We start from the raw sequence: 16,862 nt of genomic DNA, 5'->3' as shown, positions 1-16,862 counted from the left end.
TTCTCTGGATCAAGGCAGATTTTCAAATAATTTGGTAGTTATGGGGGTGCAGTTCATATGAGATACTGCCCACTTGCATTATATCAAGCCAAATTCAAAAATTCTATTTATTTTTCATTGATTTGACAAAAAACTACTGAATTTCAATGTCTGCAGAATAGATCGAATGTACAGTTCCTTTTCCATCTTCAAGGAGTAAAACACCGGCATCCGTTATGCCTAATGCTTTTCCGACAATCGTATCATTGACGGTACTGGCCTTGATGACTTGCCCAAGGCTGATGGCATAACTCTCCCACAAAACCTTTATTGGCAGGAAGCCTTCAATTAAATAGAGATCATATAATCTTTCCAGGCGAAACAATGCACGTTGAATAACCTTGGACCTTGAAACCATTTCTCCACTTTCTATGAAAAGGGAAGACGCCTTTTCCTGTAAGTCTTCGGGAAAATCCTCCAATTGCTGATTGACATTCATGCCAATCCCAATAATGACAGAATGGATCCTATCCGATTCAGCCTGCATCTCAGTCAGGATGCCTACCACTTTCTTGCGATTCACCAAAATATCATTCGGCCATTTAATTTGAGGTTTTACATCAGTTGTATCCTCGATTGCTTGAGCCACTGCCACAGCTGCCAATAATGTCAGTTGGGGAGCCTCATGAATCGGGATATTCGGTCTTAAGATGAGGCTCATCCAAATGCCGCTGTATTTTGGGGAATGCCAAGATCTCATCAGTCTACCTTTTCCAGAGATTTGCTCCTCGGCAACGACCAGGGTCCCCTCCTGAACGCCTTCATTTGCTAATTGATGGGCAATTTTTTGAGTGGATTCCACAGTTTCCTGATAGTGAATCATCTTGCCGATCGTTTTTGTTTCCAAGCCGAGTTGTATTTCGCTTTCGGACACTTTTTCCGGTGCTGAAATGATCCGATAGCCTTTTTTTCTAACGGCTTCCACATTATAACCTTCACTGCGCAGGTCTTCTATATGCTTCCAGACCGCTGTACGCGAACAGCCAATATATTCGGCAATTTCCTGACCGGATATAAATGCACCATCCGCTTTTGAGAGGGCTTCCATCAGCTTTGTTCTTAACTCAGATTGCATTTTTCCAGCCACCTCTTTATTTCTTCTTTATCATTTATTAATACATCGTCCAAGACTGCTTTCAATATCATTTCCAAGGATTCCTTCACCCATGGACCTGGCTTTTCTTGATTCCAATTCAATAAATCCGTCCCCGTCACGGCAAGATCGGACATCTGTTTAATAATGAGTTTATTGTAATGTTGATGGGCGTTCTCCTCTGCATCCATAACGTCTCCTCCAGTCAGCGCAGCCCTGACTTTAGCCGCCTGTACGGCTAGGATTTGACCTGCCTGGAATACATCGAAAGCTGAATTTTCAAATGATGGGTCTTTCTTCACAAGTTGTATGATACGTTGGACGTTTCTAATTGTTTTCAATGGCAGCTTCCATGCTCTTAATGCCGCTTCAATTTCCTGATCGCTCGTATGAACCATGATTACAGACCATATTTCTGCTGCTTTTAGCTGATTAAGCGGCAGTTTTAGTAAATTTCCTAAATGATCCTTCTCTTTGGAGAAGTGTGGCAGATATTGATACAATCCGCTTTCAAGCAAGAGAGAAATAGCCCTTTTGTTATTGGAGCCAGCCATTAGCTTCTCAAATTCAACAAGGATTCTTTCGACAGCGATTTCATTTATGATTTGGGCATTCTCTTTAAGGGAAACAAACGTATCTTGATCCAGTTCAAAACCAAGTTGACTGACGAACCTTAATGCTCGCATCATTCTTAAAGCGTCCTCATGAAACCTTTCATGTGGATTGCCAACCGTGATTATCCTTTTTTCTACCAAGTCATGCTTCCCATTAAATGGATCGATGATATTCCCCGACTTATCCATGGCCATTGCATTCATCGTGAAATCTCTTCTTTGTAAATCCTCCGTCAAAGAACGAACAAATTGCACTGAATCAGGTCTGCGGAAGTCCGAATAACTGCTTTCCGTTCTAAACGTCGTTATTTCGTATGTACCAGCCTCCGTAATTATAAGGACTGTTCCATGTTCAATCCCGATATCGGCGGTTTTAGGAAAAATCCGTTTGATTTCCTCGGGTGTAGCGGAAGTGGCGATGTCCACATCGTTGATGGGCCTGCCTAGGATATAATCCCTGACAGAACCACCAACGAAATAGGCCTCGAATCCTGCTTTTTCAATCAATTCAAGAATGGGCACCGATTTTAGGAATAATTGATCCATCAGCATCCCCTCCTTATTTCATAGATTTACCTTCAAGAGCTTCAATGTAAATGGCTTCATATTCTGACATGATCGTATCGGAGTGAAAATCAGAATTCGCCCTTTCCAGTGCAGCCTCTGAAAAACGTTTATGTAAAATCGGGTCGCTTAAAAGGCCAATTGCTTTTTCAGCAACCGTTTCAACATCCCCCAGTTCACAAATATATCCAGTCTCCCCATCAACGATGACCTCAGGTATTCCCCCGATATTCGTTCCGATACAAGGAACCCCACATGCCATCGCTTCCAGCAAGACAAGGCCAAAACTCTCTTTTTCGGATAAGAGGAGTATCAAATCACTGATTGAATATAATTCGGCAAGATTATCTTGCTTGCAAAGAAACAAGACCGATTCATCGATTCCAAGATCTTTAGCCAATTTCAAAACGGTAGTCACTTCAGGTCCGTCACCGACGAGAAGAAGCTTCGCAGGAATTTTCCGTTGAGTTAAATAAAACGCTTGAATGACGTCTTTTACACGCTTGACCGAACGGAAATTCGAAACATGTATGATCACTTTTTCATCATCCCTGATTCCGTATTTTTCCCTTAGGTATCCTGAATTGGTTTTATGGTAATCTCTCTCATCAATAAAATTATAAATGGTTTTGATATCCTTATCTGGAGCGATTAAATCATGTGTTTGTTGCACAAGTGAATTGGATACCGCTGTAACGACATCGGATTGTTCTATCCCAAATTTTATTAAATTGTTCAATGAAGGATCTTGTCCCAACACGGTTATGTCCGTACCATGCAGTGTGGTCACGATCTTTACTTCATTACCTGACATCTGCTTTGCCAGAATCGCACAAACAGCATGCGGGATCGCATAATGAACGTGAAGGATATCCAATTTCTCCCGTTTCACGACTTCCGCTATCTTGCTCGCAAGTGCCAAATCATATGGTGGATATTGAAAGACAGAGTACGAGTTCACTTCAACTTGGTGATAATAAATATTATGGTACATTTTATTCAAGCGAAAAGGGAGACTCGAGGAAATAAAATGTATTTCATGTCCTTTTTCCGCAAGCATCTTGCCTAATTCTGTTGCTACGACACCTGAACCCCCAACTGTAGGGTAACAGGTAATTCCAATTTTTAATTTCATAAGGTTATTTTTCTCCTAACAAATCGGTATCGATCAGTAACGGTTTTTTTGTCATGAATCCTTCCGCATATGAGACACCCACTTCTTTGCCGAACATTCTCTCACGTGCCTCTACAGTCTCGATATAGCCATTCACTAGCGGGGTTTCAACTGTTATATCGCTTTTCTCGAATTGGCTCCCATATGCTCTAAGGCTATCCAGTTTTTTCGAGATGGTAGATGTGATGTCCACGACGAAGTCCGGCTTGTGAAAACCATTGATCATATAATAGTACATATTTTTGACACGATGAGATTCAACTCCATCTTCTTCCATATACTTTCTGACTCCCGCCGAAAAAACTGCTTCTTCCACTAATTTCGCACAGTTTCCATGATCGGGATGGCGATCTGCCAAAAAAGGTGCAAATACAAGGGAAGGTTTATATTGACGTATGACCGTTATGATTTGATCTATGTATTCCGCTTTCATATATAAACCCCGGTCGGGTAAATCAAGGGATATTCTCTTCACCCCAAGGATTTCTGCAGCCTTTTGCGCTTCCTCTTGTCGTAAAGGCACAGTCCCATTCGATGACATTTCAGCTTTTGTCAAATCACAAATGACAATTTCCATGCCTTGTTGCACATATTTAGCAATCGTGCCACCCATACCGATTTCCACATCATCTGCGTGTGCACCGAAAGCCAGTATATCTATATTACTTTTGTTTATCATTAATCTCACCTTGTTTTTTTCGTAGTTTAAGCCAATCCATATACCCATTTTTCAGACCTTGTATCAGTACTTCTGCCGTGCCCATATTTGTCGCTAATGGAATTTCATAGACATCAGAGAGACGTATAAGTGCTGATACATCCGGTTCATGGGGTTGTGATGTCAAAGGATCACGGAAAAATAAGACCATATCCATTTCTCCACGTGCTATCATGGCACCTATTTCCTGATCTCCGCCAAGTGGTCCCGAATGAAAGCGGTGGACAGGAAGTGATACTTCTTCCATAATTCGTTTCCCGGTCGTACCTGTAGCATATAAATCATGTTGCTGAAATACAGTTTTATAGGCAGTTACAAATTGAATGATATCTTCTTTTTTCTTATCATGGGCAATTAAGGCAATTCTCATCGTCTTCCTCCTAATCACTATTCGATAATGTTTTCCAGACCATATACAAGTACATCCAATTTCATGACGGATTCGACAGCAAGTTTAACTCCCGACATGAAGGATGCCCGATTAAAGGAATCATGACGGATCGTCAATAGCTCTCCATCACTTCCGAAAAGCACCTGTTGATGAGCAACAAGTCCCGGAAGCCTTACACTATGGATATGCATGCCATCAACATTAGCTCCTCTAGCTCCCTGAATGGTTTCTTTCTCATTAGGATGCCCCTGTTGTTTTGTTTCACGTACGGCAGCAATCATATCTGCCGTTTTGGAAGCCGTTCCCGAAGGTGCATCCAGTTTTTGATCATGATGCATTTCTATGATTTCCACATCCGGGAAATACTTGGCGGCCATTTGTGAAAACTTCATCATCAAAATGGCTCCAATTGCAAAGTTTGGGGCGATGATGCAACCGATGCCTTTTTCCTTGGTTAACGAATCAAGTTTTGCTAAATCTTCCTTTGTAAAACCAGTCGTTCCCACTACAGGACGAATTCCGTGGTTAAGTGCCGTTTCGGTATGGTACATCCCCACTTCAGGTGTAGTTAAATCAATCAATACGTCTGCTTTTACCGAAGAAAAACATTCATTTATATCTGAAAAAACAGGTGCTTCAATGCCTTGAAATCCTTCTATTGCGGAGAGGCTTTCCCCGTCATGCTTACGATCGATGACAGCTGCCAATTCAAACCCTTCTGTCCTATGTACCAGCTTCACCGCTTCATTTCCCATTCTGCCACGAGGTCCAGCTACAATCACTTTTACATTACTCATCTTTACCTTCCTCCTCCATTTTTTCTTCTTTTTTCGTCCATCTATCTTTATCACGGGTTGCAAACTTATGCATGACCTTATCATGTGAGCTTTGAAGATCTATCCCTAAAGAATTGGCAAAGCAAATTAAAACAAAAAGCATGTCCCCCAATTCCTCTTCAACCGTATTCTCTTCCTCAGTTGTTTTCTTAGGTTTTTCACCATGATAATGATTGACTTCCCTAGCCAATTCCCCAAGCTCTTCTGACATGCGTGCAAGCATGGCCAGAGGGCTGAAATATCCTTCTTTGAATTGCCCTATGTATTGGTCGACTTCTGCTTGCATTTGTTGGATCGTCTTGTGCTTTTCCATATAGTCACCCATTCTTGATTTTCGTTTACCTTACATTATACCTTCTCCATGTTAGCTAAAAGTGAAACAGATGACAACAGATACGTTCGCGAATCAAAATTGCCCATAGTTGGCTAATTAGTTATAATAAGTAAATTAATGATATACAAACCTTTTGGAGGTATGGGACATGCTTTTCGGCTTAAAATTGAAAAATACATTATTCATCCTTTTTGGTGCAGGAATCTTTGCCTTTGGCCTTGTGCATTTTAACATGCAGAACAATTTAGCCGAAGGCGGTTTCACCGGTCTCACCTTGATTATATATCAACTTATTGGAATAAATCCTTCTTATTCTAATTTGGTTTTGAATATTCCATTATTTTTTATTGGATGGAAATATTTAGGGCGGACATCTTTCTTTTATACGATCATTGGAACAGTAGGCCTATCCGTTTGGCTATGGGTATTCGAAAGATATCAAATCGAAATCAACCTCGGTAACGATTTGATGCTGGTGGCACTGTTTGCCGGGGTCTTTGTTGGTGTCGGACTAGGCATCATCTTTCGTTACGGTGGGACAACAGGCGGAGTTGATATCATTGCCCGTTTTGCTCATCGGTATTTAGGAATGGCCATGGGACGGACAATGTTCATCTTTGATGCCGTTGTTATTGGTCTTTCCATCCTCACCTACCTGGATTACCGGGAAGCGATGTACACCCTTGTTGCCGTATTTATCGGTGCTAGAGTCATTGACTTTATGCAGGAAGGAGCATATGCAGCAAGAGGTGCAATGATCATTAGTGAGAAAAACAAAGAAATTGCAGAAAAAATCATGAATGATATGGAGCGGGGCGTAACTGTATTAAGGGGGTATGGATCATTTACACGCAATGACCGGGAAGTTCTCTATTGTGTTGTCGGGAAAAATGAGCTTGTCCGTTTAAAAAATTGCATAACTTCAGTGGACCCTCATGCATTCGTCTCTGTAAGTGAAGTGCATGACGTATTGGGTGAAGGCTTTACCCTCGATGAGAACAAGAATCCCATTGAAAGATAATCGATTTGCTTGATGTATAACAAATGGAATGTAATCATTTTGAATGTTTCCCCGAATGTATGAATGTTATGAGCTGTGTTCTCCAATATTTTTGATCCTTTTAAAAACAGTACATGAAAAAGGACGCCATCATATGATGGCGTCCTTTTTCAATTAATCTTCTTCTCTCATTCCTGTATACATAAGCAGAAGACGGACTAATTCAAGCACGGCTACAAGAGCGGCAGCAACGTACGTCATCGCAGCTGCACTTAAAACCTTTTTCGTTTCCCGTTCTTCATCATTACGGATGACCCCGACGGAAACCAGCTGATCCATCGCCCGAGAAGAAGCATTGAATTCGACCGGGAGTGTAATCACTTGGAATAAAACTGCGGCTGACATAAATACGATACCCGCCAATAGCAAGTCAGGGATTGAAGCTAACATCCCGATTAAAATCAAAATCCAGGATATGTTAGAACCAAAGTTAGCTACCGGTACTAACGCATGGCGGAAACGTAAGAATGCATAAGCTTCTTTATCTTGGATCGCATGTCCAACTTCATGGGCCGCAACCGCTACACCTGCAACTGAATGGCCGTGATAGTTATTTGTTGACAAACGCACCGTTTTATCTCTTGGATCATAATGATCTGATAGCATGCCAGGTGTCTCTTCTACCCTGACATTGAACAGTCCATTTTGATCCAAAATGGCCCGTGCCGTCTCAGCACCATTCATACCAGAAGAAGCCGGTACTTTTGAATATTTTTTATACGTACTTTTCACTTTCATTTGTGCATAAATCGGGATTAAAATGATAATCGCCAAATAAATGAAATACATGGTATCCTCCTATAACTATTATTACTTTTAATTCTATGATTTGAGGGCACCCAAGTCAAATATAGTGTTCTCTTCCCATGCCTTTTTAATCATTATGTTCTTTTCTCGGTTTTCCCTGGTCACCTTTATATTTTCTCCAACCTACATATGAAAGAGTCATGATAATAATACTGCCTGTAGATATGATGACCCACCAGAGGGAAGGGTCTGCATCATCCTCTCCCATGTCATCAAAAATGGAAGTTAGTTCATTTTGCAACGCATCCATTTCCTTTTGATTCTTACCATCACTGATTACTTCCGGGCGGTATTGGTTAATGTATTGAATCCTGGTGTCCAGTTGCTGCATCGTTTCTTTAGAAAGGTCTACTTTCAAGCTCGGATATATCATTTCATATTGTGAAAGGAATAAGTTCAATTGGCTATTGAATGTAATTGTGTCTTGGTTGATCGCGGCATTTTTTGTCTGCTGGAAAGAATTCATCATTTGATCCTCCATCTCTGTCCACAGGGGCTGATGGGTGGACTTGACCGCATCAACGACAAGCCTGAACTTTGTGACAGAATTAACCTTTTCCGAATCTCCCTTATTCATATCCTTTATTGTCATCAACGCCTCATTATGAGCTACAGTGATAATGCGAAGTTCGTCCATGTCAAGAATCTGCTCTTTCGCTGTCTCTTTTAAAAACCGGTCAGAAAAATACGTCAGCATCTTTTCTGAATCTCCATATCGCTTCAACTTGGTCATTTCCAAGGCTCTATCGGAAATGTTATCTAATTGCTCCAAACTTGAAGAGGATTCTGCATAGACAGGGAAATGTAAGACGACAAATAAAACAGCAATGGTTAATATGAATTTTTTCAACATGCTACTCGTCCCTCCTCATATCTCTACTAAAACGATATGAAAGAAAAAACATGAGTAGACCTTGTCAACATAAAAAAGTTAACCCCGCTTTTACAAAGCTGTATGCGGGGTTAACTTTTTAATGGATGAAGGATAGAGTAAATCGCTTTTTCCTATATCCAAAGTACCAGCCGACGAAGATGGAAAGGATACTAAGCCAAAAGGTAAAATAGCCGATCGATTTCATATAATCCAACAAATCACTGTATATAGGCATCATTTCAAAGACATAATCAATTATGTCATTATGTATGGTCCAAATCCCTGCGACAATTAAATGCCAAGGTTTTATTCGATAAAATGGTGCATATAATATCCCTTGAATCGCCATACCCAAATGAGAAGCCATTAACATATACCCTTCCCAAGGCAATGAACCCGTTGTCATTAACGTCAATAGATTCATTACGACTGCCCAAATACCATATTTGAATAGTGTTATTATCGCCAAGGCTTCCATCAGTCCAAAATTTCTTTTTAAAAGGAACCCCAGTAATACAAATACAAAAAACAGGCTAGCTGTCGGACTGTCTGGTACAAATGCCAAAAATATGGCCGGTGTATTTTGCAATTGGCTTCCGTACCAATAATATCCAAAGGCAGTTCCGAATATATTTATTATTAATAACAAAACGAGCATTTGCCGATTTGCAAGCCAACTGTAGATGATATTCATTCTTTTAACCTCTCTTACATATTCAAGTATACTCATTTTACAGGTCATCACCATTAAAACCAAGTATTTTATTTCAATTTCTTTGCAATTAGGCTTCAATTTACCAATAAAAAAGCCGACAACCGTAGTCGTCAGCTTCTCATTTGCAGCATATGAAAGAAAATGCTCTTGATGGATGGTTACATTATTTTGCGGATAATCCCGAAACAAATTCAGCTAATGTTGCCAATTCTTCATCTGACCCTTTAAACATGCCAGCTGGCATGGCGCCTTGGCCTTTGCGAGCGATTTTAGAGATTTCTTCAGGACTTAAACCAGTGTCAATTAAGCTTGGCGCTCCTGCTCCACCAGTTAATTCTGCTCCATGACAACTAATACAGCCATTTGAATCCATCAATTTATATCCATCGCTCTCTTTATCAATGTCTGCACCTTCTACGATTGCTCCTTGTTTCTTAGAAGCTTCCCAATCGTGATGGGCTGCTGACTCCCAAGTTAAATAGAAAACACCCGCCATTGCCAATAGCATGAATCCTACAGCAAAAGGGCGTTTCGCCGGGCTCCGCTCTGGACCACGATCTAAAAAAGGTGCCAAGAGCAAGGCTCCGAAAGCCAAACCCGGTATTACCAGTGCCCCAATTGCATTATAAGGGCCTGATGCATAAGTATACTTAAGTAATTGGTAAAGGAATAGAAAATACCAGTCTGGCAGCGGAATATACGCTGTATCTGTAGGATCTGCTATTCTTTCCAATGGAGACGGATGTGCGATTGTCAGGCATAGATAACCAACAAGAAAAACTGCCCCGACCATCCATTCCTTTAAAAGGAAATTAGGCCAAAATGCTTCAGTTTTACCAGGATATTCTGAATAATCTTTCGGAATATTCGGTTTACGGTTCGCAGAGATACGCGAGTCACCTACGAATTTCATACCTTTCCCACGATGCATTGAACAATTCCCCTCCTTTATGAAAAGGTTTTTTTAGTTCTTGGTTCATAATTCTATTATAGTGGACCTGAAATACCTTGTTTTCGGATCATTAAGAAATGAGCCGCCAGTAAAGCAAATAATGCTGCAGGCAGGAAGAATACATGAATGGCAAAGAATCGTGTCAATGTCTGTGCTCCAACGATGGTTGGATCTCCTGCTATCAATGCCCTGAGTGCCGGTCCCATTAACGGTACCGAATCAACAATGGTCAAAGTAACTTTCGTTGCGAATAGCGCTTTCATATCCCATGGCAGTAAATAACCAGTTAAACCTAGTGCCAGCATGATGAAGAAAATCAAAACGCCGACCATCCAGTTCAATTCGCGCGGTTTTTTGTAAGCTCCCTGGAAGAAGACACGAAGAGTATGTAAAAACATCATAACAATAACCAGACTTGCTCCCCAGTGATGCATACCACGAACAATTTGACCGAAGGCCACTTCATTTTGTAAATAATAAACAGATTCCCAAGCGTTTTTAATGTCCGGGACATAATACATCGTCAAGAACATGCCTGACAAGATTTGGATGACCGTGATAAAAAAAGTTAACCCTCCAAAACAATATACGAATGCAGAAAAATGATGCGCGGGGTTAACATGTTCAGGAACCTCATGGTCAGCAATATCCCGCCATAACGGCGTAATATCTAAACGCTCGTCCACCCAGTCATATAACTTTGTTAGCAATGTTTACGCCTCCCCATGCGGTTTTAGTTGACCCAAGTAAAGAATTCCATCTTTTTCTTTCGTGTCATAGACATCCAAAGGTGAAACCGGCGGTGTCCCTTTCACGTTCACTCCATCTTTCGTATACCTGCCGTAATGGCAAGGACAGAAAAATTGATTCGGATTAGACTTATCCGTATTCCATGCTACCGTACAGCCTAAATGCTTACAGATTGGAGATAAAGCAATGATTTTACCATCATCCATTTTGTAAACCCAAGCTGTATTTGTTTCTTCGGACTCATACCACCCATCGACCTGCTTGAAACTAAAGTCAACACGGGTTGGTTCGGTAGTCAGTTCACTTACCTTTTGTTTAGTTGCAACGTAATCCCCGCCTTTATCTGCAGATAGTACTGGATCAATTGCAAACCTAACCATAGGCATCAACATACCGGCCGCCATAAATCCACCAACGCCAGTAAGTGTGTAATTAAGGAATTGACGTCGTGAAACATTATGCTTGCTCATGCGTTTTCCCCCCCTCTATTACTATACTGAGAGCCCAAAGGACCAATAAATAGCAACACTATAAAACTAGGACATTTCCATGATATCTCAATAATTTACCAAGGTCAATATTTGTAAAACCCAAAAGGTGGCAACTATGTGAAAATAATGAGAAAAATCCTACTTTTTTTCATTTTTCCAATTATAAGTGAAAATATCAAGGATTTGGAGAACTTGCTGGTTAATCATTTCCCTGGCTTGGTCATTTTCCAGACTATCCAGGGGGATGGCAGGGATCCAAACTAAATGGTTTTCTAATTCCTGCTCTTCCTTTTTCCATTCAAAATCTGATGTTAGAAAAAAAATATGCTTGAAATCATTTTCTTTCACTTCATTGGCCCAACGCTTTAACCGCTCAATTTTATCCATTTCATCAGGTAAATAATGAAATGTTGGCATTAAAAGTATTCTTCCTTTCATCTGCTTTTCAATTTCCAAGCTTAAGATGGTAAGAAATTCATTCATTGAACCCGTTTGCTTCATTTGTCCTCCAAAAGAAATGGGAACCAATGGGATTAAAACGGTATCCACATACTCTTTTGACTGGTTGTACATGTCAAGATCTTTTGCTGTCCACTTCATATCTTTTCTTCACTCCCGATTTTTTGAATCAACTCCTTATCATTTTACCATTATTTTTATAACACATTTACCATATACCCATAGTCTTTACAAAAATGTGGATTTTATCAATGTTTTATAAAAAATAAAAACCTTTCCTGATTACGGAAAGGTCATTTTATTTCAGCCAAGTACTTTTAGCTGGTTCAATTGTTCAGTTAGGCTCTTAAATGCTTGTTCATCATGCTTATCAAGTGCTTCATCGATTTCCTTAAGCAGGCGGTCCCTTTGAAAATACAACATGCTTTTTTCTAAAAATTGTTCAGCAAGCAGCTGATCTTTTTCGTTCGCTGCCGTTGATTTCGGCATGAATGGATTATGTTCCAGAACCGCTGCATATTGATAGGAAGAGTATGCGGATTTAAAATTGAGTTGAATATAAATATCTTCATCCCGGTTTAAACGGATATCGTGAAAAGATTTTTCAGCATCGGTCGTCATGATATTGGACTTGTAGAACCTGAAAGGGACCTCTTCCACACAATGTGTCGACATTACCAGTCCACGAGGGCAATATTGGGCGTTCTCTACAAAATGAACCTTTTTCATTAATTGATCATGACTCATCAAATAATTTAATATCCACACGCATTCTCTTCGTTTCAATTGATAATGATTTAAAAACCACCGAATAAATTCCTTCTTCTCATTCACAGAAACAGGGGCAGCCACCATGAATTCCCTCCTCTGTCTTGATTTAGTTTTATTTCGCTTATCTACATTTCTTCTGTACTTTCACCTAGCCGCTCCAATATCATCACATACTCATCATTCGCTGGGTTTATCTCAAGCAGCTTATTAAATACTTCTCTAGATGTGGCTCTGTCTCCTTCTTCAATTAAAAAGAAACCATAGTCTTCTAGGAAATCTTGATTGTTCTTGAATGAATTATATGCTTTATGATAGCTGGTTAATGCCTCTTTAAATTGTTCGGTGTGTTGATAAGATACAGCGGCAATCCATTCAAATTGCGGATCATCCTCCCCATATCGCCTGACTTCACCGATACACTCCAACACATCTTCATATCTTTCATGATGCATATACAATTTCAAGAGTGTAAGTGCAGCTTCCAAATATCCAGGATCTATGGCAAGAGCTTCCTTAAATAAATTTTCCGCCTCTTCATCAAGTCCGCTTTTCAAGGCTATTTTTCCACCGAAGAAATAAAGTTCCTTATTGAATTCATCAGCCTTTATACCTTCTTTGACCGTTTTCAAGGCATTTTCCAAATCCTCTAGGTGTTCATAACTCTTTGCCAAATATAAATATAGGGAATGGTATTCATGATCCATTTCTTTCAGTTCAATAAACTTACGTACGGCTGTCTCATATAGACCTGCCTGGAAAGCTGTAAATGCATACTCAAATAGCGTATTGATTTCAACTCCATCATCTAAGGCCTTTTCAAAGTACGAAAGTGCCTCCTCGAACTTCCCTGAACTGCTTAATGCTTCAGCAAGCCTCTGATTGACATTGACTCCAGCGATTTCTTGTTCCTGTTCCAAAACCTTTATGTAATTTGCAATGGCTTCCTGATCCCTTCCTTGATGAAAGAACAGTTCACCTAGAGCAAAATCAATGATGATCTCATCTGGCAGTATTTCCTTGGCTTGCAGCAATTTTCTTTCACTGACCTCATCCATCCCCTGTAATTGATAAAGGTCCGCTTCCAAAAGCAAAGCACTTGGATATACTTCATCATCAACACTTACTTTTTCAAGCATTAACATCGCTTCATCTTCTTGATCCATGTCAATCAGTATTTCAGCCAACGAAACAATCAATTCTCCTTCATCAGGATATAGTTCCAATAGGTGTTCAAAAAGATCCTTTGCCTCCTCCACAAAACCAAGCTGGAGCATTTCCTCGGCCAGCAACAATATGTCCTCGACTGACTCTGATGATTTAATTCGATTTATATGTTTAAGAGCTTCTTTTAATTCCCCTTTTTTTAATTGCTGAATAACTTGTTCCACAGTGTTCATTGCTGATTCCTTCCTTTTGCATGATAGACTTGGTCCTTAGTCATACACTCTCACGCCTTATGTCATATTCTCTTCCATCAAGACCAAAATACCCATGTAATCGTGAGGTGCATAGTAAGCAGTATTCATTAGTTTACCATACTGTAGCCCTGTATTCCATTGATGAAGTCCCCTCCCATTCTCATTAAAAAAAGGTTACTAGTTAATTCTCCATGCTACGGTCAATCTCCTTTTTGATCACGGATCACTTTTTCATAATTTTTTATGAATAAGACGCGTATGAACATCGAAATGTTAGCGCTTTCAACACTTTCTGGCATATTACATGAAAATAAAAAAAGTTTACAGACCTATTTAAAAGGTCTGTAAACTTGAAAATATTTACTGAATCAAATGAGTCATATGCTCGAAGAATTGTGGATATGAAACATCAATTGCATCAGGGTCACCAAGTTCCACTTCACCATCAGCTATCAAAGCCGCTACTGCGAGCATCATCCCGATACGATGATCTCCATGGCTTGTAACCATACCTCCGTTAAGGGCTTTCCGTCCATTGATAATTAATCCATCCGCAGTCGGCGTTATATCAGCCCCCAGGATGGAAAGCTCGTTTGCGACCGTATCTATTCGATTGGTCTCTTTCACTTTGAGCTCTGCTGCATCCTTGATTGTCGTTATTCCCTCCGCCTGGGATGCCAGAAGTGCAATAACCGGAATCTCATCGATGAGACGCGGGATTAGATCCCCACTGATGGTTGTTCCTTTTAAGCGGGAGCTTCTGACTGTAATATCTCCTGTTGGTTCACCCTCGCTCGCCTTCATCTCTATCGAAATATCTGCCCCCATCGATTTCATAACGTCGATGATTCCTGACCTTGTCGAATTAAGGCCGACATTTTTTAAAACGACTTCACTATTTTCCGTGATCGCTGCAGCCACCATGAAGAATGCAGCTGAAGAAATATCGCCTGGCACCTGGATTGTGGTTCCTTTGAAGACTTGATTCCCGCTAACTTTAATCGTTTGACCGTCCTTTTCGATTTTCCCGCCAAACTCCTGGATCATTCGTTCTGTATGATCACGGGTCTCTTCCGGTTCGACAATGGTCGTTTCCCCTTCAGCTTGTAAACCTGCCAGTATTATCGCCGATTTCACCTGCGCACTTGCCACAGGCAATTCATATCGAAACCCTTGTAACTTGCCACCTCTTATGAAAAGCGGCGTATATTCGGCACCTTTACGACCATCAATGATCGCTCCCATCTCACGAAGAGGGTTCACTACCCGTGACATAGGGCGTTTGGCGATGGATTCGTCACCTACCAAAACGGCGGAAAAATCTTGTCCTGCCAAAATGCCCATCATTAACCTGATCGTGGTACCAGAATTTCCGACATCCAGCACTTCTTCCGGTTCCTTCAATCCATGAAATCCTTTGCCCTCAATCCGGACCTGATGTCCTTCTTGTTCAATATGGACTCCCAGCTGCCGAAAACAGGAAATCGTACTTAAACAATCGGCTCCTGGGAGAAAATTAGTGACTGTCGTTTCTCCCTCAGCAAGGGCTCCGAACATTATCGAACGATGGGAGATGGACTTGTCTCCTGGTATGGCAATCAAACCACGTAATGATTGAATGTTGGTTTGTAATGTTTTTGTTTTCATACAATCATCCTTCCCCTTTTATTATTATGCCAGGATCGTTTCATAATCCGTATGTCTTGAGATACAATCAGCGGCCTTTATGCGATCAACATCCGTTTGGAAACTGATGACCAGCACACCGTATATCTCTTCCCTGGTTTCTATGATCCTAATGTTTGTAATGCTGATACCTTCTTGGGCCAAATATCCGGTGATCTCAGAAATTATTCCGGCATAATCCGGTATATCGATATATAAATCATAAAAGGCTGGGATGGCGCCTTTCTCGTGGGTTGGCAAATCATCCCTGAAAATCTTGGCTTCAGTAAAGAATCGAAGGATTTCATCACTATCTTCATTTGCCACCAACCCTTTAATATGCTCCATTTCAGCAAGCCAATCATTCATTAATACAAGCAAAACATCCCGGTTATGTAACAAAATGTCACGCCACATTTCCGGACTGCTTGAAGCAATTCTTGTAATATCCCGAAACCCACCAGCTGCAAGCCTTGAAATCAACTTATTTTCCTTACTGTAATTTTCCGCTTGCTTGACCAGACCCGATGCGACAATATGCGGAAAATGACTAATGACTCCCGTCAGCTTATCATGTGTAGCAGGAGTGACAACCAAAAAGTTCGCTCTTGTCCCTTTTAACCACTCTTTCAGCTGCTCCACTTTTTCTTCTTCGATCGAATCTCCAGGAGTGAGTAAATAAAATGCATGTTCAAATAAGTGCAATTTGGCTGCCCCTGCACCACTTTTATGGGAACCGGCCATAGGGTGCCCCCCGATGAAGGCCACCCCTTTATCTATCAATGGTTTCGCTGCCTTTACGACTGTATCCTTCGTACTTCCGGCATCCGATATAAGGACATCACTTTTTAAATCCATGTCTGCTAATTGAGCTAATATCTTGACCGTTTCATTGACAGGTACAGCAAGTATGATCAAATCAGCTTCACATGCTCCCGCTTCCAGGGAAGATACCGAATCATCTATGATTCCCAATAGCATCGAAAGCTGAATATTCTTTTCACTTAGGTCCGTACCAACAATCACGGCATCAGGATGTGCATGGCGTACAGCCATGGCCAAGGATCCGCCAATTAGACCGAGACCTATTACAAAAACCTTTCCCTTCACTCTTCTCTCCCCCGCATCTATTATGCC

At 40.8% G+C, this 16,862-nt stretch carries 19 protein-coding genes; 1 reads left to right on the top strand and 18 read right to left on the bottom strand.

What is annotated here, in order from left to right; genetic code table 11:
• Positions 1-133 precede the first annotated feature (133 nt).
• Genes ACQKMH_RS05630 through ACQKMH_RS05600 form a run of 7 tightly spaced genes read right to left on the bottom strand, consistent with a single transcriptional unit; the run spans position 134 to position 5,742 of the window.
• Positions 134-1,114: a biotin--[acetyl-CoA-carboxylase] ligase gene (locus ACQKMH_RS05630; protein ID WP_427586440.1), complete on the bottom strand. Its 981-nt coding sequence runs from the start codon at positions 1,112-1,114 to the stop codon at positions 134-136.
• The gene (locus tag ACQKMH_RS05625) at positions 1,099-2,292 is read right to left on the bottom strand and encodes a CCA tRNA nucleotidyltransferase (protein ID WP_427586439.1); all 1,194 of its coding nucleotides are present in this window, start codon (positions 2,290-2,292) and stop codon (positions 1,099-1,101) included. The genes ACQKMH_RS05630 and ACQKMH_RS05625 overlap by 16 nt, the downstream gene beginning before the upstream one ends.
• Before the next feature lie 13 nt (positions 2,293-2,305).
• Positions 2,306-3,445: an N-acetyl-alpha-D-glucosaminyl L-malate synthase BshA gene (bshA, locus tag ACQKMH_RS05620; RefSeq protein WP_427586438.1), complete on the bottom strand. Its 1,140-nt coding sequence runs from the start codon at positions 3,443-3,445 to the stop codon at positions 2,306-2,308.
• A 4-nt stretch (positions 3,446-3,449) separates the two neighbouring features.
• On the bottom strand, positions 3,450-4,163 hold the full coding sequence (gene bshB1, locus ACQKMH_RS05615) for a bacillithiol biosynthesis deacetylase BshB1 (RefSeq protein ID WP_427586437.1): 714 nt from the start codon (positions 4,161-4,163) through the stop codon (positions 3,450-3,452).
• Positions 4,147-4,572: a methylglyoxal synthase gene (locus ACQKMH_RS05610; RefSeq protein WP_230156986.1), complete on the bottom strand. Its 426-nt coding sequence runs from the start codon at positions 4,570-4,572 to the stop codon at positions 4,147-4,149. Before ACQKMH_RS05610 ends, bshB1 begins: the two co-directional genes overlap by 17 nt.
• Positions 4,573-4,589: 17 nt before the next feature.
• The gene (gene dapB, locus ACQKMH_RS05605; RefSeq protein WP_427586436.1) at positions 4,590-5,390 is read right to left on the bottom strand and encodes a 4-hydroxy-tetrahydrodipicolinate reductase; all 801 of its coding nucleotides are present in this window, start codon (positions 5,388-5,390) and stop codon (positions 4,590-4,592) included.
• Entirely contained in the window at positions 5,383-5,742 is a 360-nt protein-coding gene (locus ACQKMH_RS05600; protein ID WP_427586435.1) for a nucleotide pyrophosphohydrolase, read from the bottom strand. The genes dapB and ACQKMH_RS05600 overlap by 8 nt, the downstream gene beginning before the upstream one ends.
• 169 nt (positions 5,743-5,911) lie before the next feature.
• Here ACQKMH_RS05600 and ACQKMH_RS05595 point away from each other — a divergent pair, with 169 nt between their 5' ends.
• Complete coding sequence (locus tag ACQKMH_RS05595; RefSeq protein ID WP_427586434.1) at positions 5,912-6,784, top strand: YitT family protein; 873 nt, start codon at positions 5,912-5,914, stop codon at positions 6,782-6,784.
• Positions 6,785-6,937: 153 nt separating this feature from the next.
• Here the strand turns inward: ACQKMH_RS05595 and ACQKMH_RS05590 are convergent, their stop codons facing one another.
• From ACQKMH_RS05590 to ACQKMH_RS05540, 11 genes are all read right to left on the bottom strand, one after another.
• A complete protein-coding gene (locus tag ACQKMH_RS05590; protein WP_427586433.1) occupies positions 6,938-7,612 on the bottom strand; it encodes a zinc metallopeptidase in 675 nt (224 codons plus the stop codon).
• A gap of 85 nt (positions 7,613-7,697) precedes the next feature.
• Positions 7,698-8,483, bottom strand: coding sequence for a sporulation protein YpjB (gene ypjB / locus ACQKMH_RS05585; RefSeq protein WP_427586432.1), 786 nt, complete (start codon positions 8,481-8,483; stop codon positions 7,698-7,700).
• 118 nt (positions 8,484-8,601) lie between these two features.
• Complete coding sequence (locus ACQKMH_RS05580) at positions 8,602-9,198, bottom strand: DUF1405 domain-containing protein (RefSeq protein ID WP_427586431.1); 597 nt, start codon at positions 9,196-9,198, stop codon at positions 8,602-8,604.
• Positions 9,199-9,382: 184 nt separating this feature from the next.
• The gene (locus tag ACQKMH_RS05575) at positions 9,383-10,150 is read right to left on the bottom strand and encodes a c-type cytochrome (protein WP_427586430.1); all 768 of its coding nucleotides are present in this window, start codon (positions 10,148-10,150) and stop codon (positions 9,383-9,385) included.
• 56 nt (positions 10,151-10,206) lie between these two features.
• Positions 10,207-10,881, bottom strand: a complete 675-nt coding sequence (gene qcrB / locus ACQKMH_RS05570; RefSeq protein ID WP_230156978.1) for a menaquinol-cytochrome c reductase cytochrome b subunit — start codon at positions 10,879-10,881, stop codon at positions 10,207-10,209.
• A gap of 3 nt (positions 10,882-10,884) precedes the next feature.
• Positions 10,885-11,391: a ubiquinol-cytochrome c reductase iron-sulfur subunit gene (locus ACQKMH_RS05565; protein WP_427586429.1), complete on the bottom strand. Its 507-nt coding sequence runs from the start codon at positions 11,389-11,391 to the stop codon at positions 10,885-10,887.
• Positions 11,392-11,550: 159 nt separating this feature from the next.
• Positions 11,551-12,012 (bottom strand): YpiF family protein, encoded by a 462-nt coding sequence (locus ACQKMH_RS05560; protein WP_427586428.1) that lies wholly within the window; start codon positions 12,010-12,012, stop codon positions 11,551-11,553.
• Positions 12,013-12,174: 162 nt separating this feature from the next.
• Positions 12,175-12,726, bottom strand: coding sequence for a ReoY family proteolytic degradation factor (locus ACQKMH_RS05555; RefSeq protein ID WP_377355734.1), 552 nt, complete (start codon positions 12,724-12,726; stop codon positions 12,175-12,177).
• 41 nt (positions 12,727-12,767) lie between these two features.
• A complete protein-coding gene (locus ACQKMH_RS05550) occupies positions 12,768-14,039 on the bottom strand; it encodes a tetratricopeptide repeat protein (RefSeq protein WP_427586427.1) in 1,272 nt (423 codons plus the stop codon).
• A gap of 381 nt (positions 14,040-14,420) precedes the next feature.
• Positions 14,421-15,707 carry a 3-phosphoshikimate 1-carboxyvinyltransferase gene (gene aroA, locus ACQKMH_RS05545; protein ID WP_427586426.1) on the bottom strand — a complete coding sequence of 429 codons (1,287 nt, stop codon included), beginning with the start codon at positions 15,705-15,707 and terminating at the stop codon, positions 14,421-14,423.
• Positions 15,708-15,731: 24 nt separating this feature from the next.
• Positions 15,732-16,835, bottom strand: coding sequence for a prephenate dehydrogenase (locus ACQKMH_RS05540; protein WP_427586425.1), 1,104 nt, complete (start codon positions 16,833-16,835; stop codon positions 15,732-15,734).
• Positions 16,836-16,862 lie beyond the last annotated feature (27 nt).

This window comes from Peribacillus sp. NPDC097895 (assembly GCF_050277555.1).
Classification (GTDB): domain Bacteria; phylum Bacillota; class Bacilli; order Bacillales; family DSM-1321; genus Peribacillus.
The sequence above is the reverse complement of the archived record's forward strand: the minus strand, read 5'-3'. Positions and strand labels throughout refer to the sequence as shown.

Excerpts from the sequence above, each read along its gene's own strand:
- ACQKMH_RS05630 (WP_427586440.1), bottom strand. The coding sequence starts at position 1,114 with ATGCAATCTGAGTTAAGAACAAAGCTGATGGAAGCCCTCTCAAAAGCG.
- ACQKMH_RS05625 (WP_427586439.1), bottom strand. The coding sequence starts at position 2,292 with ATGGATCAATTATTCCTAAAATCGGTGCCCATTCTTGAATTGATTGAA.
- bshA (WP_427586438.1), bottom strand. The coding sequence starts at position 3,445 with ATGAAATTAAAAATTGGAATTACCTGTTACCCTACAGTTGGGGGTTCA.
- bshB1 (WP_427586437.1), bottom strand. The coding sequence starts at position 4,163 with ATGATAAACAAAAGTAATATAGATATACTGGCTTTCGGTGCACACGCA.
- ACQKMH_RS05610 (WP_230156986.1), bottom strand. The coding sequence starts at position 4,572 with ATGAGAATTGCCTTAATTGCCCATGATAAGAAAAAAGAAGATATCATT.
- dapB (WP_427586436.1), bottom strand. The coding sequence starts at position 5,390 with ATGAGTAATGTAAAAGTGATTGTAGCTGGACCTCGTGGCAGAATGGGA.
- ACQKMH_RS05600 (WP_427586435.1), bottom strand. The coding sequence starts at position 5,742 with ATGGAAAAGCACAAGACGATCCAACAAATGCAAGCAGAAGTCGACCAA.
- ACQKMH_RS05595 (WP_427586434.1), top strand. The coding sequence starts at position 5,912 with ATGCTTTTCGGCTTAAAATTGAAAAATACATTATTCATCCTTTTTGGT.
- ACQKMH_RS05590 (WP_427586433.1), bottom strand. The coding sequence starts at position 7,612 with ATGTATTTCATTTATTTGGCGATTATCATTTTAATCCCGATTTATGCA.
- ypjB (WP_427586432.1), bottom strand. The coding sequence starts at position 8,483 with ATGTTGAAAAAATTCATATTAACCATTGCTGTTTTATTTGTCGTCTTA.
- ACQKMH_RS05580 (WP_427586431.1), bottom strand. The coding sequence starts at position 9,198 with ATGAATATCATCTACAGTTGGCTTGCAAATCGGCAAATGCTCGTTTTG.
- ACQKMH_RS05575 (WP_427586430.1), bottom strand. The coding sequence starts at position 10,150 with ATGCATCGTGGGAAAGGTATGAAATTCGTAGGTGACTCGCGTATCTCT.
- ACQKMH_RS05565 (WP_427586429.1), bottom strand. The coding sequence starts at position 11,391 with ATGAGCAAGCATAATGTTTCACGACGTCAATTCCTTAATTACACACTT.
- ACQKMH_RS05560 (WP_427586428.1), bottom strand. The coding sequence starts at position 12,012 with ATGAAGTGGACAGCAAAAGATCTTGACATGTACAACCAGTCAAAAGAG.
- ACQKMH_RS05555 (WP_377355734.1), bottom strand. The coding sequence starts at position 12,726 with ATGGTGGCTGCCCCTGTTTCTGTGAATGAGAAGAAGGAATTTATTCGG.
- ACQKMH_RS05550 (WP_427586427.1), bottom strand. The coding sequence starts at position 14,039 with ATGAACACTGTGGAACAAGTTATTCAGCAATTAAAAAAAGGGGAATTA.
- aroA (WP_427586426.1), bottom strand. The coding sequence starts at position 15,707 with ATGAAAACAAAAACATTACAAACCAACATTCAATCATTACGTGGTTTG.